This window comes from Quadrisphaera sp. KR29 (assembly GCF_052644995.1).
The window spans coordinates 111,760-137,191 of record NZ_JBQXXG010000011.1; the positions used below are offsets into that span (position 1 = coordinate 111,760).

Annotated in this window: 28 protein-coding genes; 9 read left to right on the forward strand and 19 right to left on the reverse strand. The window is 75.4% G+C overall.

Annotation, left to right across the window (positions count from 1 at the left end; translation table 11 throughout):
• Nucleotides 1-135: 135 nt before the first annotated feature.
• Complete coding sequence (locus ACUN9U_RS11730) at nt 136-1,062, forward strand: aldo/keto reductase (protein ID WP_445485160.1); 927 nt, start codon at nt 136-138, stop codon at nt 1,060-1,062.
• A gap of 66 nt (nt 1,063-1,128) precedes the next feature.
• Here the strand turns inward: ACUN9U_RS11730 and ACUN9U_RS11735 are convergent, their stop codons facing one another.
• On the reverse strand, nt 1,129-3,258 hold the full coding sequence (locus ACUN9U_RS11735; protein ID WP_445485161.1) for an MMPL family transporter: 2,130 nt from the start codon (nt 3,256-3,258) through the stop codon (nt 1,129-1,131).
• An 88-nt stretch (nt 3,259-3,346) separates the two neighbouring features.
• On the opposite strand from ACUN9U_RS11735, the gene ACUN9U_RS11740 reads away from it, so the two are divergent.
• Nucleotides 3,347-3,880: a MarR family winged helix-turn-helix transcriptional regulator gene (locus tag ACUN9U_RS11740; RefSeq protein WP_445485162.1), complete on the forward strand. Its 534-nt coding sequence runs from the start codon at nt 3,347-3,349 to the stop codon at nt 3,878-3,880.
• A 24-nt stretch (nt 3,881-3,904) separates the two neighbouring features.
• Here the strand turns inward: ACUN9U_RS11740 and ACUN9U_RS11745 are convergent, their stop codons facing one another.
• The 5 genes from ACUN9U_RS11745 to ACUN9U_RS11765 all read right to left on the reverse strand — a co-directional run bounded on the left by ACUN9U_RS11745 (nt 3,905) and on the right by ACUN9U_RS11765 (nt 9,748).
• Complete coding sequence (locus ACUN9U_RS11745) at nt 3,905-5,134, reverse strand: ROK family protein (protein WP_445485163.1); 1,230 nt, start codon at nt 5,132-5,134, stop codon at nt 3,905-3,907.
• 49 nt (nt 5,135-5,183) lie between these two features.
• Nucleotides 5,184-6,506, reverse strand: coding sequence for a sugar ABC transporter permease (locus ACUN9U_RS11750; protein WP_445485164.1), 1,323 nt, complete (start codon nt 6,504-6,506; stop codon nt 5,184-5,186).
• A 10-nt stretch (nt 6,507-6,516) separates the two neighbouring features.
• Nucleotides 6,517-7,332, reverse strand: coding sequence for an ATP-binding cassette domain-containing protein (locus tag ACUN9U_RS11755; RefSeq protein ID WP_445485165.1), 816 nt, complete (start codon nt 7,330-7,332; stop codon nt 6,517-6,519).
• Nucleotides 7,333-7,456: 124 nt separating this feature from the next.
• Nucleotides 7,457-8,557, reverse strand: coding sequence for a sugar ABC transporter substrate-binding protein (locus ACUN9U_RS11760; protein WP_445485166.1), 1,101 nt, complete (start codon nt 8,555-8,557; stop codon nt 7,457-7,459).
• 147 nt (nt 8,558-8,704) lie between these two features.
• Nucleotides 8,705-9,748 carry an AAA family ATPase gene (locus ACUN9U_RS11765; protein WP_445485168.1) on the reverse strand — a complete coding sequence of 348 codons (1,044 nt, stop codon included), beginning with the start codon at nt 9,746-9,748 and terminating at the stop codon, nt 8,705-8,707.
• A gap of 64 nt (nt 9,749-9,812) precedes the next feature.
• On the opposite strand from ACUN9U_RS11765, the gene ACUN9U_RS11770 reads away from it, so the two are divergent.
• A complete protein-coding gene (locus ACUN9U_RS11770) occupies nt 9,813-10,724 on the forward strand; it encodes an alpha/beta hydrolase (protein WP_445485169.1) in 912 nt (303 codons plus the stop codon).
• 68 nt (nt 10,725-10,792) lie between these two features.
• The gene (locus ACUN9U_RS11775; RefSeq protein WP_445485170.1) at nt 10,793-11,740 is read left to right on the forward strand and encodes a CPBP family intramembrane glutamic endopeptidase; all 948 of its coding nucleotides are present in this window, start codon (nt 10,793-10,795) and stop codon (nt 11,738-11,740) included.
• Nucleotides 11,741-11,759: 19 nt separating this feature from the next.
• Here the strand turns inward: ACUN9U_RS11775 and ACUN9U_RS11780 are convergent, their stop codons facing one another.
• The 3 genes from ACUN9U_RS11780 to ACUN9U_RS11790 all read right to left on the reverse strand — a co-directional run bounded on the left by ACUN9U_RS11780 (nt 11,760) and on the right by ACUN9U_RS11790 (nt 13,278).
• Nucleotides 11,760-11,993 (reverse strand): helix-turn-helix domain-containing protein, encoded by a 234-nt coding sequence (locus tag ACUN9U_RS11780; protein ID WP_445485171.1) that lies wholly within the window; start codon nt 11,991-11,993, stop codon nt 11,760-11,762.
• Complete coding sequence (locus ACUN9U_RS11785; protein WP_445485173.1) at nt 11,994-12,482, reverse strand: DUF2975 domain-containing protein; 489 nt, start codon at nt 12,480-12,482, stop codon at nt 11,994-11,996.
• 94 nt (nt 12,483-12,576) lie between these two features.
• On the reverse strand, nt 12,577-13,278 hold the full coding sequence (locus tag ACUN9U_RS11790; protein WP_445485174.1) for a hypothetical protein: 702 nt from the start codon (nt 13,276-13,278) through the stop codon (nt 12,577-12,579).
• 86 nt (nt 13,279-13,364) lie between these two features.
• Here ACUN9U_RS11790 and ACUN9U_RS11795 point away from each other — a divergent pair, with 86 nt between their 5' ends.
• A complete protein-coding gene (locus tag ACUN9U_RS11795; protein ID WP_445485176.1) occupies nt 13,365-13,952 on the forward strand; it encodes a DUF1360 domain-containing protein in 588 nt (195 codons plus the stop codon).
• A 16-nt stretch (nt 13,953-13,968) separates the two neighbouring features.
• Here the strand turns inward: ACUN9U_RS11795 and ACUN9U_RS11800 are convergent, their stop codons facing one another.
• The 5 genes from ACUN9U_RS11800 to ACUN9U_RS11820 all read right to left on the reverse strand — a co-directional run bounded on the left by ACUN9U_RS11800 (nt 13,969) and on the right by ACUN9U_RS11820 (nt 17,506).
• The gene (locus tag ACUN9U_RS11800) at nt 13,969-14,418 is read right to left on the reverse strand and encodes a hypothetical protein (RefSeq protein WP_445485177.1); all 450 of its coding nucleotides are present in this window, start codon (nt 14,416-14,418) and stop codon (nt 13,969-13,971) included.
• Nucleotides 14,415-15,482 (reverse strand): SDR family oxidoreductase, encoded by a 1,068-nt coding sequence (locus tag ACUN9U_RS11805; RefSeq protein ID WP_445485212.1) that lies wholly within the window; start codon nt 15,480-15,482, stop codon nt 14,415-14,417. The genes ACUN9U_RS11800 and ACUN9U_RS11805 overlap by 4 nt, the downstream gene beginning before the upstream one ends.
• A 145-nt stretch (nt 15,483-15,627) precedes the next feature.
• The gene (locus ACUN9U_RS11810) at nt 15,628-16,164 is read right to left on the reverse strand and encodes a dihydrofolate reductase family protein (RefSeq protein WP_445485178.1); all 537 of its coding nucleotides are present in this window, start codon (nt 16,162-16,164) and stop codon (nt 15,628-15,630) included.
• Between the two features lie 26 nt (nt 16,165-16,190).
• Nucleotides 16,191-16,667 carry a heme-binding protein gene (locus ACUN9U_RS11815; RefSeq protein WP_445485180.1) on the reverse strand — a complete coding sequence of 159 codons (477 nt, stop codon included), beginning with the start codon at nt 16,665-16,667 and terminating at the stop codon, nt 16,191-16,193.
• Complete coding sequence (locus ACUN9U_RS11820) at nt 16,664-17,506, reverse strand: alpha/beta fold hydrolase (RefSeq protein WP_445485181.1); 843 nt, start codon at nt 17,504-17,506, stop codon at nt 16,664-16,666. Before ACUN9U_RS11820 ends, ACUN9U_RS11815 begins: the two co-directional genes overlap by 4 nt.
• A 121-nt stretch (nt 17,507-17,627) precedes the next feature.
• Between ACUN9U_RS11820 and yidD the strand changes: the two genes are divergently transcribed.
• The 3 genes from yidD (at nt 17,628) to ACUN9U_RS11835 (ending at nt 19,714) form a co-directional block, all read left to right on the forward strand.
• Nucleotides 17,628-17,927, forward strand: a complete 300-nt coding sequence (gene yidD / locus ACUN9U_RS11825) for a membrane protein insertion efficiency factor YidD (protein WP_445485182.1) — start codon at nt 17,628-17,630, stop codon at nt 17,925-17,927.
• 23 nt (nt 17,928-17,950) lie between these two features.
• On the forward strand, nt 17,951-19,282 hold the full coding sequence (locus ACUN9U_RS11830; RefSeq protein ID WP_445485183.1) for a cytochrome P450: 1,332 nt from the start codon (nt 17,951-17,953) through the stop codon (nt 19,280-19,282).
• 108 nt (nt 19,283-19,390) lie between these two features.
• Nucleotides 19,391-19,714 (forward strand): hypothetical protein, encoded by a 324-nt coding sequence (locus ACUN9U_RS11835; RefSeq protein WP_445485184.1) that lies wholly within the window; start codon nt 19,391-19,393, stop codon nt 19,712-19,714.
• On the opposite strand, the gene ACUN9U_RS11840 is transcribed toward ACUN9U_RS11835, so the two are convergent.
• Together ACUN9U_RS11840 and ACUN9U_RS11845 are read right to left on the reverse strand one after the other, a co-directional pair.
• Nucleotides 19,678-20,253, reverse strand: coding sequence for an AAA family ATPase (locus tag ACUN9U_RS11840; RefSeq protein ID WP_445485185.1), 576 nt, complete (start codon nt 20,251-20,253; stop codon nt 19,678-19,680). The genes ACUN9U_RS11835 and ACUN9U_RS11840 overlap by 37 nt on opposite strands.
• Before the next feature lie 184 nt (nt 20,254-20,437).
• A complete protein-coding gene (locus ACUN9U_RS11845) occupies nt 20,438-21,355 on the reverse strand; it encodes an NAD-dependent epimerase/dehydratase family protein (protein WP_445485186.1) in 918 nt (305 codons plus the stop codon).
• Nucleotides 21,356-21,466: 111 nt separating this feature from the next.
• Between ACUN9U_RS11845 and ACUN9U_RS11850 the strand changes: the two genes are divergently transcribed.
• Nucleotides 21,467-21,988 (forward strand): mismatch-specific DNA-glycosylase, encoded by a 522-nt coding sequence (locus tag ACUN9U_RS11850; RefSeq protein WP_445485187.1) that lies wholly within the window; start codon nt 21,467-21,469, stop codon nt 21,986-21,988.
• Nucleotides 21,989-22,056: 68 nt separating this feature from the next.
• Here ACUN9U_RS11850 and glnA read toward each other — a convergent pair whose 3' ends face one another.
• The 3 genes from glnA to ACUN9U_RS11865 form a co-directional block, all read right to left on the reverse strand.
• Nucleotides 22,057-23,481 (reverse strand): type I glutamate--ammonia ligase, encoded by a 1,425-nt coding sequence (gene glnA, locus ACUN9U_RS11855; RefSeq protein ID WP_445485188.1) that lies wholly within the window; start codon nt 23,479-23,481, stop codon nt 22,057-22,059.
• 169 nt (nt 23,482-23,650) lie between these two features.
• Nucleotides 23,651-24,475 (reverse strand): carbohydrate ABC transporter permease, encoded by an 825-nt coding sequence (locus ACUN9U_RS11860; protein WP_445485189.1) that lies wholly within the window; start codon nt 24,473-24,475, stop codon nt 23,651-23,653.
• Nucleotides 24,472-25,401, reverse strand: a complete 930-nt coding sequence (locus ACUN9U_RS11865; RefSeq protein ID WP_445485213.1) for a carbohydrate ABC transporter permease — start codon at nt 25,399-25,401, stop codon at nt 24,472-24,474. Before ACUN9U_RS11865 ends, ACUN9U_RS11860 begins: the two co-directional genes overlap by 4 nt.
• Nucleotides 25,402-25,432 lie beyond the last annotated feature (31 nt).

Consider the following 25,432-nt stretch of genomic DNA (forward strand, 5'->3'; position numbering starts at 1 on the left):
TGTTGAACAACCTCTGGATCACTCCAGCTGCGGATCACTGTCCTCCGACGATCATGGTCAGGCGAGTCGATCATGACTCGTTCGGGTGCACCCCCTGCCGCCGGCGCCGCGCGACCCGGCCGCCAGGATGGGCGGGTGAAGACCCAGCAGCTCGGCCGCACCGGCCTCGAGGTCAGCAGCGTCGTCCTCGGCCTCATGCGCATCGACGCCCTCGAGGACGCCGCGATCGACGCCCTCGTGCGCACAGCCCTCGACGAGGGCGTCACGGTGCTCGACCACGCCGACGTCTACGGCGGGGACCACCTGTGCGAGCGCCGCTTCGCCGAGGCGGTGAGGCTCACGCCGTCCGAGCGCGAGCGCGTCGTCATCCAGTCCAAGTGCGGCATCCGCGACGGCTTCTTCGACTTCTCCACCGAGCACATCCTGTCCGCCGTGGACGCCTCGCTGGCGGCGCTGCAGACCGACCACCTCGACGTCCTGCTGCTGCACCGCCCCGACGCCCTGGTGGAGCCCGAGGAGGTCGCCGCGGCGTTCGACAGGCTGGAGGCCGCGGGCAAGGTCCGCCACTTCGGGGTCTCCAACCACACGCCGTACCAGCAGGAGCTGCTGAAGACGGTCGTCCGCCAGCCGCTGGTCGCCAACCAGGTGCAGCTGAGCATCACCCACTCCTCGCTGGTCTCCACCGGCCTCGCCTCCAACATGGAGGGCCTGGAGCAGTCCGTGCACCGCGACGGCGGCATGCTCGAGCACGCCCGCCTCAACGGCACCACCCTGCAGGCCTGGTCGCCCTTCCAGGGAGGCTTCTTCACGGGCACCTTCATCGGCGACCGCGAGCGGTACGCCGACCTCGACGACGTCCTGGTGGAGCTGGCCGAGGCCCACGGCGTCACCCCCACCGGCATCGCCACGGCGTGGATCACCCGGCACCCGGCCGACGTCCAGGTGGTGCTGGGCACCACGAAGCCCGAGCGCGTGCGCGAGGCCGTGGCGGGCTCCGACGTCCGCCTGTCCCGCCAGGAGTGGTACCGCCTGCTCACCGCCGCCGGCTCGATCGTCCCCTGACCCCGGTGGTCGCGGCCACGGCCCTCCGCCGCCGGAGGGCCGTGGCCGGGCCGGGCGCACCGCCCCTCAGCGGCGGGCCAGCTCCGGGGCGGGGGAGGCGCCGGTGCCGTCGCCGCGGTGGTGGTCCGCCCTCGACAGGGCGCCGGGCCACCAGGCGCGCCGGCCCAGCAGCGTGAACAGCGCCGGCACCAGCAGCGTGCGGACCAGCAGCGTGTCGAGCAGCACGCCCAGGCCGACGATGATCCCCAGCTCGGTCAGGGTGATCAGCGGCAGCACGCCCAGCACGGTGAAGACCGCAGCCAGCAGCACGCCCGCGCTGGTGATGACGGCGCCGGTCACCGAGACGCCCACCACCAGGGCCTCGCGGGTGCCGCGCGGGGGCACCTCCTCGCGCACCCGCGTGACGAGGAAGATGTTGTAGTCCACGCCGAGGGCCACGAGGAACAGGAAGGCCAGCAGCGGCACGCCGGTGTCCAGGCCGGGGTAGCCGAGCACCTGCGTCGCGAGCCAGTTCCCGGCGCCGAGGGCCGCGAAGAAGCTCGCCACCACCGTGGCCACCAGCACCAGCGGGGCGACCACCGCGCGCAGCAGCACGACCAGCACCGCCAGGACCACCAGCAGCACCAGGGGGGCGACCACGCGCAGGTCGCGCTCGGTGGCGACCTCCACGTCGAGGCCCTCGGCGGTGCTCCCGCCCACCAGCGCCCCGCCCGGCACCGCGTCGAGCGCGGAGCGCAGCCGCTTCACCGCCGCCTCTGCGGCGGGGCTGCCGGGGTCGCCGTCCAGGACGGCGCTCACCTCGGTGAGCCCCGCACCGCCCGCGGCGCCCGGGGCCTGCCGCCCGGGCGTGGCCGAGACCACGCCCGGCACCGCCGAGGCGGCCTCGACCACGCCGGTCACCACGGCCGGGTCCGTGCTGAGCACGAGGACCTGCGCCGGGTCCGAGGCTCCCGCGGGGAACGCCTTCGCCAGCGTCTGCACCCCGGCCACCGCCTCGGCCTCGACGCGGAACTGCTCGGTCTGGCTCAGCCCGAGCCGCGCACCCGACAGGCCGGCCGCCATCACCGCGAGGACCGCGACGGCCACGGCCACGACGCGCCACGGCCGGCGCACCACGGCCCTCCCGATGCGCGACCACGGCCCGCTCAGGGACGACTCGGCCGAGCCCACGCGCGGGACGAAGGGCCAGAACACCCCGCGCCCGCACAGCACCAGCGCCGCGGGGAGCACGACGAGCGCGAACAGCGCCGCCACCGCGATGCCCAGCGCGCCGAACTGGCCGACGCTGCGGTTGGACCCCAGGACGGCGAAGGACAGCGCCAGCAGCGAGAGCACCACCGTGCCGGCGCTCGCGGCGATGGCGGGGGCGGCGCCGCGCCACGCGCGCGCCATCGCCAGGCGGCGGTCGGCCTCGCGCCGCAGCTCCTCGCGGTAGCGGGCGATGAGCAGCAGCGCGTAGTTGGTGCCCGCGCCGAAGACGAGCACGTCCGCGATGCCGCCCGTGGACGGGTCGAGCACCACGCCGAACGTGCGCGAGACCACGGCGAACAAGGCCGTGGCCGCCGCCGCCGAGGCGCCGACCACGGCCAGGGGCACGAGCCACAGCACGGGGCTGCGGTAGGTCACGAGCAGCAGCGCGGCCACGACGAGCACCGTGGTGAGCAGGAGCGTGGTGTTCGCCCCGTCGAACTGGGAGGCGATGTCGGTGGTGAACGCCGCCCCGCCCGTGACCTGGGCGGTCAGCCCCGGCGGCAGGTCGGCGACGGCCGAGCCCAGCGCCGCGCGGACCGCCCTGACGGTCCCGGCGAGCGCCTCGTCACCGCCGGCGGTGCTCAGCGGCACCGCCACCAGCGCCGTCGTCCCGTCCGGTGAGGTCACCGGCGGAGCCACCCGGCCGCCCTCGGCGAGCTCGGCCAGCTGCGGTGCGAGCTGCTGCAGCGCGGCGGTGTCCTGCGCCTGCAGACCGCCTGCGCGCCGGAGCACGACGAGCGCCGAGGTCGCGTCGGCGCCGGGCAGCTGGCGCGCGAGCTCGGCCACGCGGACCGACTCGGCGCTGGAGGGCAGGCCGGCGCTCACGCCGCTGCCGCGGTCGGGGGAGGGGGCGAGGACCACCAGGCCGACCGCCACCAGCAGGCCCAGCACCACGGACAGCCAGGCGCTGCGCCGTCCGACGGGTGCCGCCAGGACTCGTCTCATCAGAACCTCTCGATGGTCGAACCTCTCGATGAGTGAGATGATGGGGTGTCCGGCGGGGCCGGCGCAAGGCGGGGGGAGGATGGTCGGCGTGGTGCAGCAGCAGGGGAGGGCCGGCGACGCGGCGCGCGCGCGCCTGCAGCGCGCCCTCGTGGACGACGTGCGCCTCCTGACCTACCGCACCCAGCACCTGGCGCACGCCTTCGCCGAGGAGCAGGCGATGCACCCCACCGACCTCGAGGCCGTGGTCCACGTCATGCAGGCCGAGGGCGGTGGAACCCCGCTCACCGCCGGTCGCCTGGCCGAGGCGCTGGGGCTGAGCAGCGCCGCCACCACGAGCGTCGTCGACAGGCTCGAGCGCGCCGGCCACGTGCAGCGCGAGCGCGCCGAGACCGACCGGCGCCGCGTGCACCTGCGCACCACGCCCGGCGCGATGGACGTGGCGCGGGCCTTCTTCGGCCCGCTCGGCCGGCGCACCGACGCCGTGATGGCGCAGTTCAGCGAGGCCGAGCTGCTCGCCGTGCACCGCTTCCTGGAGGGGTTCAGCCAGGCGATGGAGGACGCCGAGCGCGCTCACCGCTCAGGTCGGGCCCAGGGCCGTGCGCAGCGCCCTCCCGAGGCGTGAGGGCCGGGCGAGGACGCGGACGCCCTAGCGGGCAGCGACGGGCGCCGGCAGCGCCGCGGCGCCCAGGGGGTCGGCCAGCAGGGGGCCGAACGCCAGCTCAGCAGCGCCGACGAGGGTGGAGTCCGCCCCCAGCCCCGCCAGGCGCACGTCGACCTCGTCTCGCAGCGCCGGCAGCACCATGCGCCGCAGCCAGGGCAGCACGTCACCGGCCAGCTCGGGCCACAGCCGCGCCCACAGCCCCGCGCCCAGGAGCACGACGTCGGGGTCGACGACGTTGATGGTGCTGGCCAGGCCGCGGGCGAAGGAGCGCGACATCTTGTCGCGGGTGCGCCGCGCGGTGACCCCACCCGCCGCGAGCCGGGCCAGCACCCTGTCGGCGACGTCGACGGCGCTGCCGTCCAGGTCGAGGGCGGCGGCCCACGCCTCGGCGGAGGCCTCGGCCTCCCAGCAGCCGCGGCTGCCGCAGTGGCAGGCGTGCCCCGCGGGGTCGACCCCGATGTGCCCGACCTCCCCGGCGTGCCCGCGCCGGCCCACGAGGGGGTGCCCGCCGGTGATGATCCCCCCGCCCAGGCCCCAGGTCCCGCACAGGTAGACCACGTCGTCGCTGCCGCGGGCCGCGCCCCGCAGCCGCTCGGCGAGGACGCCGAGGTCGGCGTCGTTGGCCACGCTCACCGGCGGGGCCAGCCCCGTGCGGCGCCGCACGGCCTCCGCGACGAGGTCGCGCAGGGGCACGTCGGCCCACTCCAGGTTGGGGGCCAGCCCCAGGACGCCGTCACGGCGCCCGACCGTGCCGGGGACGGCCACCCCCACGCCCACCAGGCGCGCGCCGTGCTCGCCGAGCACCTCCTCGGCCAGCTGCGCGACGCGCGCGGCGGCCGCGCGCGGCGCCGTGCCGGGGGCGAGCGGCTCGGTGACCCGCTCGTGGACCTCGCAGCCCAGGCCCACGCGGGCCACGTGCATCCAGTGCACGTCGAGGTGCACGGCGAGCACGCAGGCGCCGTCGGGCACGGGCCGCACGACCAGGGACGGCCGTCCCGCGCGCCCGGTCAGGGAGGCGCCGGGCGCCTGCTCCTCCGCCAGCTGCGCGGCGACCAGCCCGCCCACGAGGTCGCCGATGGTCGAGCGGTTCAGGCCCAGCTCGCGGGTGAGCTGGGTGCGGGTCGCCGGGCCGCGGGTGTGCAGGCGCCCGAGGACCGCAGCCAGGTTGTGACGCCTCACGTCGTCCTGGCTGCGGCCCACCGGTGCGCTGCTCACGTCACGACCACGAGATCATCCTGCCGGACGGCGCGGGCCGGTGAGCACGTCAGACCGCCGCGCTGGCGCGCCGCCGCCGCGAGACCGCGTCGACGGTGGCGGCGAGCAGGAGGACCCCGCCGGTGACCAGGAAGTTGACGAAGGCCTGCTGGTTGAGCAGGCCCAGCCCGTTGGCGATGGTCGCGATGACCAGACCGCCGATGACGGCGTTGCTGACCCGTCCCTTGCCGCCGAAGAGGCTGGTGCCGCCGATGACCGCGGCGCCCACGCCCAGCAGCAGGGTGTTGCCGGCGCCCGCGCCCGGTGCCACCGAGTTCAGGCGGGAGGCGTCGATGATGCCCGCCGCCGCCGCCATGGTCGACCCGATGAGGAAGACGGAGATCCTGATCCTGGTGACGGAGATGCCGGCGCGGCGCGCGGCCTCGGGGTTGCCGCCCACGGCGTAGACGTGGCGCCCGTAGGCGGTGCGGGACAGCACGAAGGTCAGGACCACGAGCAGCACCACGATGACCGGCACCGAGTACGGGATGCCCGCGAGGGTGATGCTGGGCACCCGGGCGCGGTTCTGCGACAGCACCGCGGTGACCACGACGAGCACGAGGGCGACGCCCACCACCCGGGCCACGACGAGCGCCATGTTGTCCCGCGTCAGGCCCTTGCGCCGCTTGTCCAGCCAGCCCTTCAGCGTGATGCCGCCGTAGGCCAGGGCGGCCACCGCGGTGAGCACCCAGCCGACGGCCACGGGCACGTTGGCGCCGGCGATGCCGACGATGACCGGGTCGCGCACCGGCACGGTGCCGCCCTGGCCGATCAGGCTCAGCGTGACGCCCTGCAGGGCGAGGAAGAAGGCCAGGGTCACCACGAAGGAGGGGATGCCCACCCTGGCCACGAGCAGCCCGATGAGCAGCCCGATCACCGTGCCGGTGGCCAGGCCCACGAGGATCGCCAGGTACCAGGGGAAGCCGCCGTCGTTCACGGCGATCGCCATCACCGCCGCCGACGCCCCGCCGGCCACGCCGGCGGACAGGTCGATGTCGCCGAGCAGCAGCACGAACGTCAGGCCCATGGCGAGCACGATGATCGAGGACGCCTGGACCATGAGGTTGGCCATGTTGATGGCCGTCGGGAAGGTCTCCGGCCGCAGGGCCGAGAAGAGCACGAAGAGCAGGAGCAGGCCGAGGACGGCCGGCAGCGCGCCGATGTCGCCGCCGCGCAGGCGCTGGCCGTAGGCGCGCAGGCCCTCGGCCAGGGTGGGCTCGCGCGCGGCCTCCGACAGCGGGCTGCCGGTCGCGGTCGCGCGGGCCAGCTCGGCGATGCGCTCGCGCTCGGAGCGCTCGTCGTGGGGGGCGGGGGTGCTGGGGGTGCTGGTCACGGGGGGCTCCTCAGGCCGAGGCGGCGGCGGTCGAGGGGGCGAGCCCGAGGTCGCCGGAGCGGCCCGCGGTGATGAGCTCGACGACCTGGCTGTTGGTGACGTCCCGGGTGCGCACCGTGGCGGCCGAGCGCCCCAGGTACAGCGCCGTGATGGAGTCGGCGACCTCGAAGACGTCGTTGAGGTTGTGGGAGATGAGCACCACGCCCAGGCCGTTGTCGGCCAGGCGGCGCACGAGGTCGAGCACCTGGCGGGTCTGGGCCACCCCGAGGGCGGCGGTGGGCTCGTCGAGCAGGACGACCTTGGAGTTCCACAGGACGGCCTTGGCGATGGCCACCGTCTGGCGCTGGCCGCCGGACAGGCTGGAGACCAGCTGGCGCACCGAGCGCACCGTGCGCACCGACAGGCTGGCCAGGGTCTGGCGGGCCAGCTCCTCCATCGTCGACTCGTCCAGGAGGAGGCCGGTCTTGCGCTCCCTGCCGAGGAACATGTTCTGGACGATGTCGAGGTTGTCGCACAGCGCAAGGTCCTGGTAGACGACCTCGATGCCCAGGGCGGCGGTGTCCTTGGGGCCGCGCACGGTCTGCGGCTGGCCCTCGAAGAAGAACTCGCCGCCGTCGGTGGGGTAGATGCCGGCGATGCACTTGACCAGCGTCGACTTGCCGGCGCCGTTGTCCCCGACCAGCGCGGTGACCTCACCGGCGCGCACGTCGAGGTCCACGCCGTGCAGCACCTGGATGGCGCCGAAGCTCTTGTCGATGCCGCGCAGGGAGAGCAGCGGCGGGCCGGCCGGGGTGGTGGGCGCAGTGGGGGTGGTGGGCGACGTCACGGGGTTCTTCCTCCTGGTGCGGGTCCCGACGGGGGTGGGGCGCCCCACCGCCCGGCCGCCGCCGGCCCCGCGGTGGCGGGGCCGGCGACGGCCGGGGGCGAGGCGCCCAGTGCGACCGCGGGGGTCAGGAGATGCCGAGCTCCGTGCAGGCCGCGGCGTAGTCGCCGGTGCACAGCTCGGCGGCGGTCACGAAGCCGTCGTCCACGACGTCCTTGACGTTGTCGCGGAAGATCGCCTGCGGCTCGAGGAGGACCGAGGCGACCTGGCGGCCGCCGGTGGCGTCCTCGGTGGTGCCGGTGGTCTCCGGCTCCTCGCCCTTGGTCAGCGCCACGGCGGTGGCGGCCAGGGCCTCGGCCTCCTTGCTGACCGCCTTGTAGACGGTCATGCACTGGGTGCCGGCGAGGATGTTCTGCAGGCCCTGGACGGTGGCGTCCTGGCCGGTCACCGGCACCTGCCCGGCCAGGCCGTTGCGGGCCAGGATGGAGATGGCGGCGTTGCCCAGGCCGTCGTTGGCGGCCAGCACGCCCTGGACGTCCCCGCCGGCCTGGGTCAGCAGCTGCTCGAAGATCGTGGCGGCCTGCTGGTTGTCCCAGTCCGGGACGGCCTGCTCGCCGACGACCCTGAACTGCGTCTGGGGGTCGAGCACGCTGTGCGCGCCCGCGGAGAACAGCGTCGCGTTGTTGTCGGTGGGCGAGCCGTTGAGGTAGACGATGTTGCCGCCGGCGTCGCCCATGCACTGGGCCAGGCCCTGTCCCTGGAGCTCGCCGACCTTCGTGTTGTCGAAGGAGATGTAGTAGTCGGCGCTGCCGCCGAGGGTGAGGCGGTCGTAGTCGATGGTCTGCACGCCGGCCTGCTTGGCCTTGGCCTCGATGGCCGCCCCGGAGTCGGAGTCGAGGTTGACGATGGCCAGGACCTTCACGCCCTGAGTGATCATCTGGTCGGCGATGGTCTGCATCTGGGTGGCGTCGCCCTGGGCGTTCTGGATGACGGCCGTGACGCCGGCGTCCTCGAAGGCCTTCTCGAGGAACGGGCGGTCGAAGGACTCCCAGCGCACCGAGGACTCGGTGTCGGGCAGGATCACGCCGACCTCCGGGGTGCCCGAACCGCCACCGTCACCGGAGGCCTCGCCCCCGCCGCCGGCGTCGGTGGACCCGCCGCCGCAGGCGGAGAGGAACAGCAGGCCGGCGACGGCGCCGGTGGTAAGGGCAGAGCGACGAACGCGCATGGATGCTCCTTCGCATCGGCGGGCTCCAGCGCCCGCACCATATGTTGCGGGCCCAAACATATGGCTCCGACGACGGATGGCGAGGGCCGTTACCGAATTGTTAGCGGAGACACCAAATCCGGCCCTGCCCGGCGGGTGGCGGTCCTCTCAGCCGAGCCAGCGGCGGCGCCGCGGCCCCGTGGCCGACGGCTCCTGCCCCAGCGCCTGCGCGGCCTCGGTGATGTCCTGCGCCCACAGCGCCGACACCTCATCGCGCTCGAGCACGCCGACGTCGTCGTGGGCCGCCCGGGTCAGCCGCAGCGCCTGGCGGTTCAGCGCCTGCTCGAACAGCGTCCGCACGAAGCGGGCGTTGCCGGAGTCCCGCCCCGAGCGCGGGCCGGTGCCCAGCCCCGCGAGCACCTGCCGCAGCGCCTCGCCGGCGCCGGGCGCGAGGGAGTACGCGTGCTCGGCGGCCACCAGGGAGAAGATCTGCTCCAGCTCGGCCACCGAGTAGTCCGGGAAGGTGATCTCCCGGGCGAAGCGGGAGCGCAGCCCGGGGTTGGAGCGCAGGAAGGCCTCCATGAGCGCCGGGTAGCCGGCGACGACGACCACCAGGCGGTGCCGGTGGTCCTCCATGCGCTTGAGCAGCACCTCGATCGCCTCGGGGCCGAAGTCGAGGCGGCCCTCGCCCTCGGGCGCCAGCGAGTACGCCTCGTCGATGAACAGCACCCCGTCCAGCGCGGAGCGGACCACCCTGTCGGTCTTCAGGGCCGTCGCGCCGACGTACTGCCCGACCAGGCCGGCCCTGTCGACCTCCACCAGGTGGCCCTTGGCCAGCAGCCCCACCGCGCGGTACATCTCGGCGAGCAGGCGCGCCACGGTGGTCTTGCCCGTGCCGGGGTTGCCGAGGAAGACCAGGTGCTGGGAGGTGGCCACCTCCGGCAGGCCGTGCTCCTTGCGCCGGGCCTGCACCTGCAGGAACGCCAGCAGGGCCCGCACCTGCTCCTTGACGTCCTCCAGGCCGACCAGCGCGTCGAGGTCGGCCAGCACCAGGGCCAGCGGCCGCGGCGGCGGGCCGCCGGCGCCGAAGAGCTCACCCAGGCGCTCGTCGACCCCGCGCAGCCCGGGGCCGGGCAGGCGCTCGCCCAGCCGCTCGCCCAGCTGCCCCGCCTTCTCGCGCAGGCCGTCGAGGGGGTTGCGGCGAGGGGCCATGCCGCGAGCGTAGGGCGCCGCCCGCCCCTCGGCGCCGGCAGCGGCGGGCCCCTACGGTGGGCCGGTGCCGCTCGACGTCGCCAGCTCCCTCCTCCCGCCGCTGATGCGCCTGCTGCACTTCAACAGGACGTTCGTCACCGAGGAGGGCGCCCGCGCCAGGATGCGCGAGAGGACCCTGCGCCCCGCCGCCTACGGCCCGCCGCGCACGCTGCGGAGCGACGTGCGCGTCGACGTCGTCCACGACCGCGGCTGGCCCGTGTACACGCTCACGCCCACGGCGGTGGAGCGACCGGCCGGCGGGGTCGTCTACGTCCACGGCGGCGGCTGGGTCAACGAGATCGTCCGCCAGCAGTGGCGCCTGGCGGCCGCGGTGGCCGCAGGGGCCGGCGTCGTCGTCACGGTGCCGGTCTACCCCCTCGTCCCCCGGGGCACCGCCGGCCCGGTGCGCGAGCGGGTCGTCGAGCTGGTCCGCGCCAGCGCCGAGCGCCACGGCCCCACCGGCGTCATGGGTGACTCCGCGGGCGGGCAGGTCGTGCTGTCGGCCGCGCTGGCCCTGCGCGACCAGGGGGTGCGCCTGCCGGTGACCGTGCTGGTCTCCCCGGCGCTGGACCTGACCTGGAGCAACCCGCGCATCCCCGCGGTCCAGCCGACCGACCCCTGGCTCGCCACGCCCGGCGCCCGGGTGCTGGCTGACGCCTGGCGCGGCGACCTGCCCGTGACCGACCCCGCCGTCAGCCCGCTGTTCGGGGACTTCGCGGGGCTCGGCCCGCTGACCCTCTTCACCGGCACCCGCGACGTGCTGAACCCCGACGCCCACCTGCTGGTGGCCAGGGCGCGGGCGGCTGGGGTGGAGGTCGAGCTGTTCGAGGAGCCGGGCCAGCTCCACGTCTACCCGATGCTGCCGACCCCGGCAGGCCGCCGGGGCGCGCGCGTGCTGGTGGGCCGCGTCGCCCGAGCGCTGCGCACCCCGGCCTGAGCGGCGCCCAGGAGCGCCGGGCGGTGTCGCTCGGCGCTGCGGAGGCCGGCAGGTGGCACCGTGCTCCTGTGTCCCTGGCGAGCCGCTTCGTGGTGGTCGTGCTGAGCTGGTCCGCCCTCGTGGGCGCCCTGCTCGCCGTGGCCGGTGTCGCCCCCGCGTCCCTCACGGGCGTGCTCGTCCTGGCCCTCCTGCTCATGCCGTCACCGCTGGTGGCCGCCCTCGTGCTGGAGCGCGGCGTGGTCCGCGAGCGCCTCCGCCTGCCCCGCGGCGGACTGCGCCCCGTCCTGGTCCACCTCCTCGCCCCCGCGGCCGTGGTCGTGGCCGCGCTGGGCCTGCTGGCGGTGGTGGTGCTGGCGTCGGCTGCCCTGGGAGGTCCGTCCTCGCTCGGCAGGCCGGTGACCAGCGGGGCGGACCTCGTCGCCGCGGCGGGTCAGCTCCTCGGGGAGGACGCCGTGGCGGCGGCCGGGCCTCCGCCCCCGCTGCCGGTGCTCCTCGTGGTGGCGGTGGTGGGTGCGGTGGTGGCCGGGTGGACCGTCAACGGCCTCTTCGCCCTGGGGGAGGAGTACGGCTGGCGGGGTCTGCTGTGGGAGCGGTGGAGGTACCTCGGGCCGCTGAGGGCCAACCTGCTCATCGGCCTCGTGTGGGGGCTGTGGCACGCCCCCGTGGTGGTGCAGGGGTACGACTTCCCGGGTCGGCCGGTGGCCGGTGCGCTCACGATGGTGGTCTTCTGCACCGGCGCGTCGGCGGCGCTCACGGCGCTGCGCGAGCTCACGTCCAGCGTCCTGCCGGTCGCCGCCGCCCACGGCGTGCTCAACGGCCTGGCGCCGCTGGCCCTGCTGCTCGTCCCCGGCGCCAGCGCCGTCGTCGCCGGGCCGGTGGGCCTCGTCAGCGCGGGCTCCTTCGCCGCGGTGGGGGCGCTCCTGTGGCGGCTCGTGCGCCGCCGGGAGCGACAGGGGACCGGCGGTGGGTCCCCGGTGGGCGCCGCCGGTGCGGGAGCGGGGGCGGCCGCTCCCTGACGGGCCGCCCGGTCACGGTTCAGCCGGTCGCCGGCTCCGCCGCCGCCTCGTCGGGGACCCACTCGAGCAGGTCCCCCGGCTGGCAGCCGAGGACCCGGCACATCGCCTCCAGGGTGCTGAAGCGCACCGCCCTGGCCCGGCCGTTCTTGAGCACCGCCACGTTGGCCGGGGTCAGCCCGACCCGCTCGGCGAACTCCCCGACCGACATCTTGCGACGCGCCAGCTCGACGTCGATGCGCACGACGATGGCCACTCAGATGACCGCCTCGAGGTCGGAGCGCAGCGAGGTGGCCTGCGTCAGCAGGGCCCGCATGACCAGCATGAGCAGCACCGGCACCAGGCCCACCAGCAGCAGGAGCAGGTGCAGGCCGCCCAGCCCCGGCGCGTCGTCGACCTGGGCGAACTGCAGGACGGGGACGACGGCGACGAGCAGGGCCACCCACGCCGCGGCGAAGGCGCCGATGATCGCGTCCACCCAGCGGAAGGCGCCGGGGCTGAAGATGCGGTCGGCGCGCACCAGGGCGAGCAGGCGCCACGTGGCGACGACGACCACCTCCGCGCACGCGAGCACGACGACGGCGAGCACGAGGAGCGTCCAGCGGAACCGCTGCAGCTCAGGCACGTCCGTGGGGGAGAGCTGCGTGAGCCCGGCGACCAGCAGCGCCTGGGCGCCGAGGAGGGCGGCCAGGAGCGCCGCGAGGAGCAGCTGGAGCGGTCGGACCGCTCGCTTGGCGATGTGCATGCGTTGATGTTCGGTAACCACCGATCGACTGTCAACAGCTCCTGCTCCGTCGATCGTGCGGTGGACCAACGGCCGCCGAGCTGCCGCGCAGCGCTCAGGCGGAGCGACCGGAGGCGCCTGGTGGCGCGGGCGACCCCGGCGGCGCGGAGGTCGTCGAGCGGGCGAGGAGCTGCTCCGCCAGGCGGGAGAAGTACGCGCCGTAGGCTCCCGTGGTCAGGGCGGCGCCGACGGCGACCAGCCCCCACACGGCGTCGCGGCTCGCGCTGGTGAGCAGCAGCGCCAGCAGCCCCGCCAGCCCGACCGCGCTGAGGCCGGTGGCCAGCCAGGTGTCGATCCGGCGCTGGAAGATCCGCGCCATCGGGTAGAAGTGCAGCCCGACGACGAGGGCGACCACCGGCAGCACGAGGTCGGGCCGACCGACGCGCCCCAGCGCGTTCGCCGCGACGACGATGACCACGGCCTCGGCGGTGAAGACCCAGCCGAAGGCGCGCCCGCTGCGGCGCTGCCGAGCCAGCTCCTCCGGCGAGGTGGTCGCGCTGGCCCGGCCGCGGTGGCGCACCAGCCTGACCGCCGTGACGAGGAACCAGGTGCTGGCGGCCACGGCGACCGCGGTGAGCGACGTCCCGAGGACCCCCGGCCAGGCGCCCAGCGCGTTGGCCGCCCACGCGGCGGTGAACACCGCCATGAGCACGAGCCCGAGCACCACGCCGTCGAGCAGCGCCCGCGGCACGGGGCGCCCGTGCGCACGCCCCTCGGTCTCGGCGGTCACGGCAGGGACGGCGGGCACCGAGGACACCCCGCCGACGCTAGCCGCGCACCCTCGGCCGGCGCACCCACCGGGCGGGCGCGACTGGGGCGCGCGCGATCGGGTACCGGGCTGCCATGACCGCCGATGACGCCGACCTCCGCCTCGCGCAGGCCGCCCACACCCACGCCGGACCGCTGGCCGGTGTCGCGCGCTGGTGGCTGCGCACGCGCCGCGAGTACGAGAAGCTCGGCACCGACCCCGACGACCGTGATGAGAGGCCGCTCACCGGCTACGCCCTGCTCATGGGCGGCTACGCCGTGAGCACCATCACGGCAGCGACCGTCCTGGCCCGCCGCCGTCGGGGGGCGGCCCTGCCGGGCCCGGCCGACCTGGCGCTGATGTCCGTGGCCGTCTTCCGCACCACCCGCACGCTGTCCAAGGACGCCGTGCTGTCGCCCCTGCGCGCCCCGTTCACCGTCTTCTCGGGGCCCGCAGGCCCGGGCGAGGTCCTCGAGCAGCCGCGCGAGGGAGCGGTCCGGCACGCCGTCGGCGAGCTCGTCACCTGCCCGTTCTGCCTGGGGCAGTGGGTGGCCACCGCAGCCCTGCTCTCCCACGCGGCGGCGCCGCGGGCGACGCGGTGGGTCACCACCGGCATGACGGTGGTGGCCGCCGCCGACGCCCTCCAGTACGCCTACGCGGCCCTGGAGAAGACCGACGGCTGAGCCCCGCGGGGCGCCCTCACAGCGGGGGCGCCCCGGGGAGCAGGGGGTGCAGGGTGCGCGCCAGGCGCTCGCGGCGGGACGGCTCGTGGCCGGTGTCGAGGGGGACCCGGCGCGCGGCGCGGGCGGTGGCGAGGCCCCAGGTGGAGGCGATGGCGGCGTCCAGGAGCGCGAGGCGTGCCCGGCGCCTGTCGGCCGCGGCCAGCCCGAGCGCGGAGAGCGCGTGCACCGCGTCCAACCACGCGCCGTCGGCCAGGGCCGCCCTCCCGGGCGCGCGCCCGCAGAATGCGGCCTGCACGAGGTGGCGAGCGCCCAGGAGCCGCACCACCCCGAGCGACCGGGGACCGGGCCGGCGCTGGCCGAGCAGGCCCAGCACCGTGCCGGGCGCGGCCAGCAGGGCGGCGCCCCAGGCCGCCCTGGCGCCCTGCAGCACCGAGCCCGCGGGGCGTGGGCGCCGCGGCCGGCTCACCGTCCCAGCCACCGCCGCGCGCGGGCGGCCGCGGAGGTGCGCCGCCGGCGGCGGGCGGTCGCGGCCCCCACCGCCGCGGTCACCGCTCCCAGCGCCAGCGCCGCGGTGCCCGCGGCGTCCACGGCGTGGCGGCGCTGCTGGAGCCACACCTGCGGGCTCCAGCTCCACGACCTGTCGTCGAAGACGCCGCGGGCGCCGGCGTCCCCGGCCACCGGCGCGTCGAGGTAGTCACCGCGCATGCTCGAGCGGGGCTGGTCGGTGAGCTGCCCGTCCACGCCGGTGCGCGCGAGGTAGCGGTCCACGAACCACGGCGCCACCCAGCTGCCGAGCACCGTGTAGACCGTCGACTCCCCGACCCACGTCCGCCGGCGCGGGTGGTCGACCACCTCGGCCACCACCTTCGCGCACGCCTCCGGCTGGTAGATCGGGGCGACCGGCTGCGGGTGCTGCGGCAGGGTGGTGCGGACCCACCCGAACTGGGTGGTGTTCATGCCGGGCAGGTGCACCATCGACACCTGCACCCGGCTGCCCTCGTGGCGCAGCTCGGTGATGACCGACTCGGTGAAGCCGACCACGGCGTGCTTGGCGCCGCAGTAGGCCGCCTGCAGCGGGATGCCGCGGAAGGCCAGCGCCGAGCCGATCTGCACCACGTGCCCCCGGTCCCGCGGCCGCATGCGCGCCAGCGCGGCCCGGGTGCCGTGCACCTGGCCGAGGTAGGTGACCGCGGTGGCGCGCTCGAAGTCGTCGGGGTCGGTGTCCCAGAACGGGGAGAAGACGCTGGCCATGGCGTTGTTGACCCAGACCTGCACCGGCCCGAGCTCGGCCTCCACGCGGGTGGCGGCCGCGTCCACGTGCTCGCGGTGCGCGACGTCGCAGACCACGCCCAGCCCGCGGCGCCCCGCCGCGGCGACGTCGGCGACGGCGCCCGCCAGTCCCTCGCGGCCGCGGGCCAGCACCGCGACGTCCCAGCCGCGGGCCGCCAGCTCGCGGACCACGGCGCGGCCGATGCCCGCCGAGCCGCCGGTGACCACCGCGACCCCGCGCTGCGAGGGCGGGGCTGACAGGTCCGACGCCGCGGTCTCGGCCAGCTCGACGGGGGCGGGGGTGTGCGTGCTCACCCGGTGATCCTGCGGGCAGCCGCCGCCCGCCGCCCGCCCAGCCGCCCGCCCAGCCGTTCCCCGGGCGCCTCCGAGCGCCCCACCGAGCCGGTCAGGCCGCGCCGACGCGGTAGTCGAGCACGACGTGCCCGGTGGGCGAGGCCTCGCTGCCCTGCAGCTGCAGGCGCAGCGCCGGCAGCCCGTCCAGCAGCCGCCGTCCGCTGCCCGCCACCGCAGGGGCCACCACGAGCCTCAGGACGTCGACGACGCCGCCGGCCAGGAGGGACTGCGCGAGGCTGATGCTGGCGTGGACCCCGATGTCACCGCCCTCACCGTCCTTGAGGGCCCGCACGAAGGCGACGGGGTCGCCCGGGACGGCCCGCGCCCCGCCCCAGGCCGGCTCCAGGGGGCGGCTGGTGACGACGTGCTTGGCCACGCCGTTGATGAAGGTGGCGAACGGCTCGACGTCGCTGGTCGGCCAGTACGGGGCCCACTCCTCGTAGGAGCGCCGGCCGAGCAGCACGTCGTCCTGCGTGGCGATCACCTCGCCCAGCTGCGCGTCCAGCGCGTCGTCCCACCCGAAGAAGCGGTCCGGTGACTCCGCGACCCCGTCCAGGGACACCAGCTCGTAGACCACGACCCTGCGCACGTCGGTCCTCCTCCCGGTCGGCCCGGTCAGCCCGCGCGGCGCTCGAGGTAGCGCCGCACCGCCTCGGCCGAGACGGCGTGGTCGACCACGTCGGGCTCGCCCGAGGTGGTGAGCGTGCCCACGAGCTCACCCCGCACGCGCAGCGGCACGGAGCCGCCGTGCGCCTTGAGCTGGTCGTGGTCGACGTCGTCGCGGTCCTCGAAGGGGGTCCCGGCCTCCTCGTGGCGCCGGCGCACGAGCAGCGACGGCTCACCGAAGCGGTGGACGACGCGGGCCTTGCCCGCCAGCCAGCGCTCGTTGCCGGCGTCGGTGGTGCCCGTCCGGGCCAGGAAGACCGTCTCCCCGCCCAGCTCCACGCGGACGGCGAGGTCGGCGCCGCGCTCGCGGACCACCTCCAGCGCGATGACGCCCAGGTCCACGGCGTCGTCCTGGGAGAAGGACCCCACGTCCAGGACGGGCTGGGCGGCGACGTCGGCGGCGGTCAGGACCGGGAGCTCGCTCACGCGCCCATGGTGGACCCCTCGGCGCCGACCTGCTCCAGCACGGCCGCGACGACGGCGTCCGGCTCGAGCTCGGGCACCCAGTGGCCGGTGTCGAGCGTGCGCCGCCGGTAGGGGCCGCGCACGTGCTCGGCGGTGCCGAGCACGCTGGCGGGGGAGTAGAAGGGGTCCTGCCAGCCGTGCAGGTAGGTGACCGGCGCGGACACCGGTCCCACCGGCCGGCGGCCCAGCGGCAGGGCCCGGTACCAGGCGATGCCGGCGGCCAGCCGTCCTCCCCGGGCGGCCCGCTCGGCGTACCCCCGGGCGAGCTCGGCCGGCAGCCCGGTGCGCTCCAGGAGGCGGCCGAGGGCCCCGCCGCGCAGGAGCACCAGCTCGGGCAGCAGCGGCACCTGGAAGGCGCCCACGTACCAGGAGCGCAGCCCCTGGGAGGACCCCAGGACGGCGCGGCCCATCGCCGCGGGGTGCGCCTGCGACAGGGCTGTCAGCGACGCCACCCGCTCGGGGTGCCACGCGGCGAGCGCCCAGGCGACCACCCCGCCCCAGTCGTGGCCGATGACGTGGGCGCGCTGCACGCCGGCCGCGTCCAGCAGCGCGACGGCGTCCGCGACGAGCTCGGACAGGACGTAGGGACGACGGCCCCGCGGCCTGGCGCGCGGTGAGCACCCGCGCTGGTCGGGCGCCAGCACGCGCACCCCGCGCGCCGCGAGGCGGTGCGCGACGCCGTCGAAGGCGGTGCGGTCCTGCGGGAAGCCGTGCAGGCACAGGGCGACCGGCGTCCCCGGCAGGTCGGGTCCGAGGTCGGTGACGTCGAAGTGCAGCCCGCCGCGGGTGTAGCCCTCCACCCCGCGAGGCTGGCACGCCGCGCCTCCCGGCACCTCCCGGCACCTGTCAGCGGCCGGCGGTGCGGAGGGCGGGGTCCATGGTCGACGGGTGTGATCCGCGCCACTGGAGCAGCATCGACGGATGAGCGGTCCCACCCGAGCAGCGCGCGCCGTCGACAGGGCCATCGCCTGGTACCAGGCCCGGCTGTCCCCGCACAAGGGCTACTCGTGCGCCCACCGGCTGGCCCACGGCGGTGACTCCTGCTCCGGGGCGGTGCGCCGCACCGTCGCCGAGCGCGGCGTGTCCCGCTCGGTGCTGCCCGTGGCCCTGCGCTTCGCCGCCTGCTACCAGGCGGTCGCGCTGCTCACGCCGCAGCAGCGGGTGCAGGGGGTGTGCTGCTGCGGCCCGATCCCCATCCCGTTCGGCTTCGGGCGGCCGTGACCCGCACCCGGCGGGCGGGGCTGGTGCCGACCGCGTCGCTGGCCGACGCCGCCCGGCTGCTCACCGGGGTGCTGCTCCCCGTCGCGGCGCAGGGGGCCGTCGTGCGCCGGCCGCGGGTGGTGGCCGCGGTCGGCCGGCTCGACCTCGATGCGCGCGCGGTCGCGGCGGTGCGCCGCCTGCGCGAGCGCCACGGCCCCGACCCGGTGCACGTGCGCGTGCTGGGCAGGTCCTTCGTCGTCCCCGTCGAGCCGGATGACGTGCGCAGGGTCCTGGACGGCGCCCCGGAGCCGTTCTCCCCGGCCTCCCCGGAGAAGCGCGGGGCGCTGGCCCACTTCCAGCCTCGCGGGGTGCTCATCAGCCCACCCGCCGCCCGGGCCGAGCGCCGCCCGTTCAACGAGTCCGTGCTCGACGCCGGCCAGCCCCTGCACCACCTCGCCGGCCCGTTCGCCGCGGCGGTGGCGCAGGAGGCGCGGCTGCTCACCGAGCAGGCGCGCGCCGAGGGCGCGCTGACCTGGCCGCTGCTCTCGCGCGCCTGGTGGCGGACCGTGCGGCGGGTCGTGCTGGGGGAGTCCGCCCGCGACGACGAGCAGGTGACCGACGACCTGCTCGCCCTGCGCCGCCGCGCCAACTGGTCGGGCCTGGCCCCGGTCGACCGGCGCACGCGGGCCCGCTTCCTCGGCCGGGTGCGCCACTACGTGGAGGCCGCCGAGCCCGGGAGCCTGGCCGCGCTGGTCGCCAGCACGCCCGCGCGGCCCGGGGTGGCACCGCACGAGCAGGTGCCGCAGTGGCTGTTCGCCTTCGACGCCGCGGCGTGGGCGTCCTCCCGGGCCCTCGAGCTGCTGGCCGCCCACCCCGACGTCGCCCGCCGCGTCCGCGAGGAGGCGCCTGCGCCGTCGGCCGACCCGGCGGCGCCCGTGGCGCGCCGCCCGCTGCTGCGCGCGGTGGTGCTGGAGTCGCTGCGGCTGTGGCCCACCACCCCCGCCGTGCTGCGGCAGACCACGGCGACGACGACGTGGCGCACCGGGCAGCTGCCCGCGGGTGCCGGGGTGCTCGTCTTCGCGCCCTTCTTCCACCGCGACGAGAGCCGCCTGCCGCAGGCCCACCGCCTCGCCCCCGAGCTGTGGCTGGACGGCTCCGGCCAGGAGGACCCGCGCGGCGCCGTCGACTGGCCGCTGGTGCCCTTCAGCGCCGGGCCGGGGATGTGCCCGGGGCGCGGGGTGGTCCTGCTGACCACCAGCACGCTGCTCGCTGCGCTCGCCCAGGAGGCGTGGCGCCCGGTCGCGCCGCGCCTGCGCGCCGACCGGCCGCTGCCCGGCAGCCTGGACCCCTTCGCGCTGCGCCTGCTGCCCGCCTGAGCGCCGCCGGCGCTGCGGACCGGGCGCGCCGGCGGCGAGGTGCGGGCGGCGGCGGATCGGGGTACTCCTCTGCTGCACCTGGTCACCGCCGACCGACAGGGGGTCTGCGTGTCGTACGACGTCCTGCTGTTCCTCCCGCCCGAGCAGCCCGAGCGCTGGTCGGGGGCCGTCGAGCAGCACCTGCGAGAGCTGCAGGAGCGCCCCGCCGAGCCGGGGCTGGTGCTCGACGACTGCCTCGAGCAGATCGCCACCCGCCTGCCGGAGACCGCCTGGGCCGGGCCCGCGCGCGACAGCACCACCGAGACCGCGGCGCTGCTGTCGCTCGCGCCCGGCGTCGCGGCCACGGCGCGCGAGGTGCTCGTGGAGCTGGCCGGTGGGCTGCGGCCCTTCGTGGCCTACGACCTGCAGGTCGAGGACTTCCTGCTGCCGTGAGCCCCGGGCGGCACCCGCAGGGAGGGCCACCGCTGCACGGCCCAGTCCGACCACGACGCGCTGGTGGGCGGCAGCACCGCCTCGGGGGCGCCCCCGGCCAGCTCCGCCGCGTCAGGCGGCTCGAAGCGCAGGCGCCACCCGTCGAGCTCCTCGCGCGTCATGGCGAAGGTCAGGCGGCCCACGGTGTCCCGGCGCCCCTGCACGCGCGCCCACTGCTCCTCCGGGCCCACCGGCAGGTAGACCGAGCGGCACCCCGCCCCGGCGACGGCGGCGAGGTGGTGCAGCGCGGCGCGCTCCTGGCGGCTCCACAGCCCGAAGTCGAGGACGACGTCGCAGCCGAGGCCGAGCACCTCCAGCGCCGTGGTGATGAGGCGCCCCTCGAGCACGTCGCGCTTCCCGCCGGCGTCGTTGTGGGCGAACAGCGGGATCATCCACTCGTCGGGCGTCAGCCGCAGCGCGCGCCGCTGCTCGGCGAGCGCGCCCGCCGTCGTCGTCTTGCCCGAGGCGGGCAGCCCGACCATGAGGTGCAGCACGGCCACGCCAGGATCCTGCCCCCCTCGGCGGTGGCGCGAGCGCGGCGGGTGGCGGTGCCCGTCCCGGCGCGACGTCGGTGACGTCCTCAGCGCGCCGGGGCGGGCACCGCCCGGGCGGCTCGTGCCCACCGCCAGCCTGGTGCACCGGGGGGCGCGGGCGCGCCGCCCGTGCGGGTGAGCCGGCGGGCGCTCAGGCGCCGGCGCGGGGGTCGGGCAGCACGTCGCGCCAGGAGTGCTCGGGGGCGTAGCCGAGGAGCTCGCGCGCCTTGTCGATGCTGTAGAAGGTCTCGTGCTCGCCCATCGGGCGGCGAACCTCGACGCCCTCGTAGAAGGTCTCGATGATCTCGCTCGTGGTCGCGGCCACCGAGCAGTCGGCGTTGGCGACGTTGAAGACCTGGTAGCCGAGCCCGTCGGTCTGCAGGGCCCGCAGCGTCATCTGCCCGAGGTCGCGGGTGTCGATGTAGGCGAAGACGTTGCGGCGCCGCAGCGCGGGGTCGGCCAGGAAGGCCGGGAAGTCCTCCGCGTACTGGTGCGGCTCGATGACGTTGTTGATCCGCAGGCCGTAGACGTCGGCACCGCTGCGGGCCTGGAAGGAGCGGGCGACCACCTCGCCGGCCACCTTGGACATGGCGTAGGAGTCCTCCGGCACCACCGGGTGCTCCTCGTCGACCGGGACGTAGAGCGGCTTGCGCTCGCCCTGGGCGAAGCAGATGCCGTACGTCGTCTCCGAGGAGGCGAAGACCACCTTGCGGATCCCGAGCCGGGTGGCGGCCTCGAGCACGTTGTAGTGGGCCACCACGTTGCTCGCGAAGGTCGTGGCGTCCGGGGCGATGAACTGGCTGGGGATGGCGGCGTAGTGGACGACGGCGTCGTAGGCCGAGGCCGTGCCCGCCGGGCGCCCGGGACCCTCCAGGTCGGCCCCCGAGGGCGTGCCCGCCAGCGCCGAGTAGACCTGGCCGGCGTCGGTGAGGTCGACCCGCAGGTCGGTGACGTCGGGGTGGCGCAGCGGCGTGAGGTCGGCGTTGGTGACGTGGTGCCCCTGGGAGGCCAGGAAGGGCGCGACGTGGTGGCCGGCCTTGCCGCTGCCGCCGGTGAAGAAGATGCGCATCCCCCGAGCCAACCACCGGGCCGCGGCGGGCGCCCTGCGATCTCCGCCGTGGGAGCGGTCGCGCTGTCGGGCACCTCGCGCGCCCCGGGCCCGCTGCCCGACGATGGGCCGGTGACAGGCGCCCGGCTCAGCGACCACCTGGCTCCCGGGCTGCGCGTCGTCCTCGTGGGGCCGGCGGTGACCGCGTGCGCCGCCCGGCGCGGGCACCACCACGCCGGTCCCGGCGACGGCTTCTGGCGGCTGCTGCACGAGTCGGGCATCACGGCGCGCCGCTTCTCGCCCGAGGAGGACGCCGACCTGCCGGGCGTCGGCGTCGGGCTGACGGACCTGCTGCAGGACCCGGCCCGGCCGGGCGGCCGGGCGTCCGCCGAGGACCTGCAGCGCTTCCGCGCCGCGGTCGAGCAGCACGCACCGGGGTGGGTGGCCTTCCACGGCAAGGCCGCGGGGACGGCGTACGCCCGCTTCGCCGGTCACCGCCCTCCGGGCCTGGGGCCCGCGCCGTGGTCCGTCGGCGCCAGCCGGGTGTTCGTGCTGCCCAGCGCCTCCGGCGCGAACCGGCGCGCCAGCTACGACGGGCGGCCGACGCGGCTGGAGTGGTGGGCCGAGCTGGCCGGGCTGCTGCGGCGGGTCTGACCGACGCAGCAGCCCGCACCGCCGTCCCCCAGGAGACGGCGGTGCGGGCTCAGCGCTGCACCCGGTGATCAGATGTCGTAGTACATCTCGAACTCGTGCGGGTGCGGGCGGAAGCGGATCGGGTCGATCTCGTTCTTCCGCTTGTACTCGATCCAGGTCTCGATGAGGTCCTCGGTGAAGACCCCCGAGTCGGTCAGGTACGTGTGGTCGGCCTCGAGCGCGTCGAGGACGGCGCCGAGCGAGCCCGGCACCTGCGCGATGGCGTCGTGCTCCTCGGGCGGCAGCTCGTACAGGTCCTTGTCCACCGGGTCCGGCGGCTCGATCCGGTTCTGGATGCCGTTGATGCCGGCGAGCAGCATCGCGGAGAAGGCCAGGTAGGGGTTGCACGAGGGGTCCGGCACGCGGAACTCGATGCGCTTGGCCTTGGGGTTGGAGCCGGTGATGGGGATGCGCACGCAGGCGGAGCGGTTGCGCGCCGAGTACACGAGGTTCACCGGCGCCTCGTAGCCGGGCACCAGGCGGTGGTAGCTGTTCACCGTCGGGTTGGTGAAGGCGAGCAGCGACGGCGCGTGGTGCAGCAGACCGCCGATGTACCAGCGGGCGGTGTCGGACAGGCCGCCGTAGCCGGACTCGTCGTAGAACAGCGGCGAGCCGTCCTTCCACAGCGACTGGTGCACGTGCATGCCCGAGCCGTTGTCACCGAAGAGCGGCTTGGGCATGAAGGTGACGGTCTTGCCCGCCTGCCAGGCCACGTTCTTGATGATGTACTTGAACAGCATGATCTTGTCGGCCGACTTCGCGAGCGTGTCGAACCGGTAGTTGATCTCGGTCTGGCCGGCGGTGCCCACCTCGTGGTGCGCGCGCTCGACGCCCAAGCCCTGCGCGTCGAGCGCCAGGCTCATCTGGTCGCGCAGGTCGGAGTAGTGGTCGGTCGGCGGCACCGGGAAGTAGCCGCCCTTGTAGGGCGTCTTGTACCCGCGGTTGCCGCCCTCCTCCACGCGGCCGGTGTTCCACGCGGCCTCGATGGAGTCGATGTGGTAGTAGGCCTCCTGCTGGGAGGTCTTGAAGCGCACGTCGTCGAAGATGTAGAACTCCGCCTCCGGCGCGAAGAACGCCGTGTCGGCGATCCCCGTGCTGCGCAGGTACGCCTCAGCCTTGGCCGCGATCTGGCGCGGGTCGCGGCTGTAGGGCTCACCCGTGATCGGGTCGACGATGTGCATGTTGATGTTCAGCGTCTTCTCGACGCGGAACGGGTCGATGTAGGCGGTGTCGAGGTCCGGCACCAGCTTCATGTCCGACTCGTTGATGGCCTGGAAGCCGCGGATCGACGACCCGTCGAACATCTGGCCCTCGGTGAAGAAGTCCTCGTCCACCGTGGCGGCGGGCACGTTGAAGTGCTGCATCACACCGGGCAGGTCGCAGAACCGGACGTCGACGAACTTGACGTCGTTCTCGTCGATGTACCTGGTGACCTCGTTCGCGTCCTTGAACATCCACCCTCCTCGGGGGGTCGCGCTGGCACTGCTCGTGCGTCTGCCGTCGTCGCACGCTAGGGAGCACGCGTCTCCGGCTTGTGACACCGGCATTTCGGGGAGGTTACGGGGGTGGCCGTCGGCGCCGGGGGTCGGCCCGGCGCCGACGGCCGGCTCGGGTGGGGCGGGGTCAGCCCTTGACGGCGCCGGCGAGCAGCGCTGCCGCGAACTGCCGCTGGAAGACGAAGAAGACCAGCAGCGTGGGGGCCAGGATCAGCAGCGACCCCGCGCACAGGAGCGGGATGTCGGTGCCGTACTGGCCCTGGAAGGCGCCGAGCGCGCCCGCCATGGTGCGTCGGGTGGGGTCGTCGACCATGACGATGGCCAGCAGGAACTGGTTCCAGGTCCACAGGAACAGCAGGATGCCGAGCGACGCCAGCGCCGGCCGCGCCAAGGGCACGTGGATGCGCCAGAACAGCTGCCACAGCCCCGCGCCGTCCATGCGGGCCGCCTCGGAGAGCTCGGCGGGGACCGTCGCGAAGTGCGCACGCATCCACACCACCGCGAAGGGCATGTACAGGCCCAGCAGCGGAAGCACGATGGCCCAGCGCGTGCCGAGCAGACCCATCTCGCGCACCTGGTAGTACAGCGGGATGACGACGCCCTCGAAGGGCAGCGCCAGCCCCAGCAGGAACAGCACGAGCAGCGCGCGGTGCCCGCGGATGCGCAGCTGCCCCAGCGCGAAGCCGGCCATGGTGGCGAACAGCAGCGCAGCGGGCACCACGCCCAGCTCGATGAGCAGGGTCGAGCTCAGCAGCCTGCCCATCTGCGCCGCCTCGAAGGCCCGCGCGAAGTTGCCCCACTGCGGCGCCTCGGGCCACGTGATGCCCTGCGGGTAGGTGCCGCCGGGGTGCAGCGCGGTGACGAACAGGCTGATGAAGGGCACGACCGTCACGGCCATGAGGACGACGAGCAGCACCCGTCCGAGCAGCGCCTCCCGGCGCGAGACGATCATCCCTCGCCCCTGCGGGTGACCCACTGGATCGGCAGCACGACGAGGACGACGAGCACCATGAGGGCCATCGCCAGCGCGCTGGCCAGTCCCACCTCGCGCTGGGAGAACGCCAGGGAGAAGATCTGCAGGCCCGGCACGCTCGTGGCGCCGCCAGGGCCGCCCTGGGTGGAGATGTAGACGATGTCGAAGCTCGACAGCGCCGCGATCACCGTCACCGTGACGCACACGGCGATCTCCTGGCGCAGGCCCGGCAGGGTCACCGCGAAGAACTCCTGCACGGGGCCGGCGCCGTCCAGCCGCGCAGCCTCGTAGAGCGCGGTGTCGATCTTCCCCATGCCGGCCAGCAGCAGCACGGTGCACAGCCCCAGCAGCACCCAGGCGCCGATGAGCCCGACGGCGGGCAGCGCGGTGCTGAAGTCACCGAGCCATGCGCGCGTCAGCGAGCCCAGGCCGACGGCCCGCAGCAGCTGGTTGACCAGACCCGTGCTCGAGAGCAGCCAGCTCCACATGATGCCGGCAGCCACCAGGGGGATGACCTGCGGCATGAAGACCACCGTGCGGGCCACACCGGCCAGGCGGCTCGTGGCGATGCCGCGGATGGTGTTCGCCACGAGCAGCCCGAGGACCACCGGCACCGCGCTGAAGAAGATGATCAGCTCGAAGGCGTGCAGGATCGGGCTGAGCAGCCGCTGGTCCGTGATGATGCGGACGTAGTTGTCAGCCCCGACGTAGCGGGCCGCGCCGATGCCGTTCCAGTCGTACAGGGAGTACTGCAGCGTCAGCGCGATGGGGCGCAGCACGAACACCCCGTAGAAGGCCAGCGCCGGCAGCACGAAGAGCCACCCCGCCGCGGCCGCCCAGCGCCGCGCGACGGGGGCGCGGCGTGAGCGGCCGCGCGGTGCGGCGTCCGGCGAGCGGCCGGTCAGCTGCGTGCGCAGCTGCCCGGCCTCGTCCTCG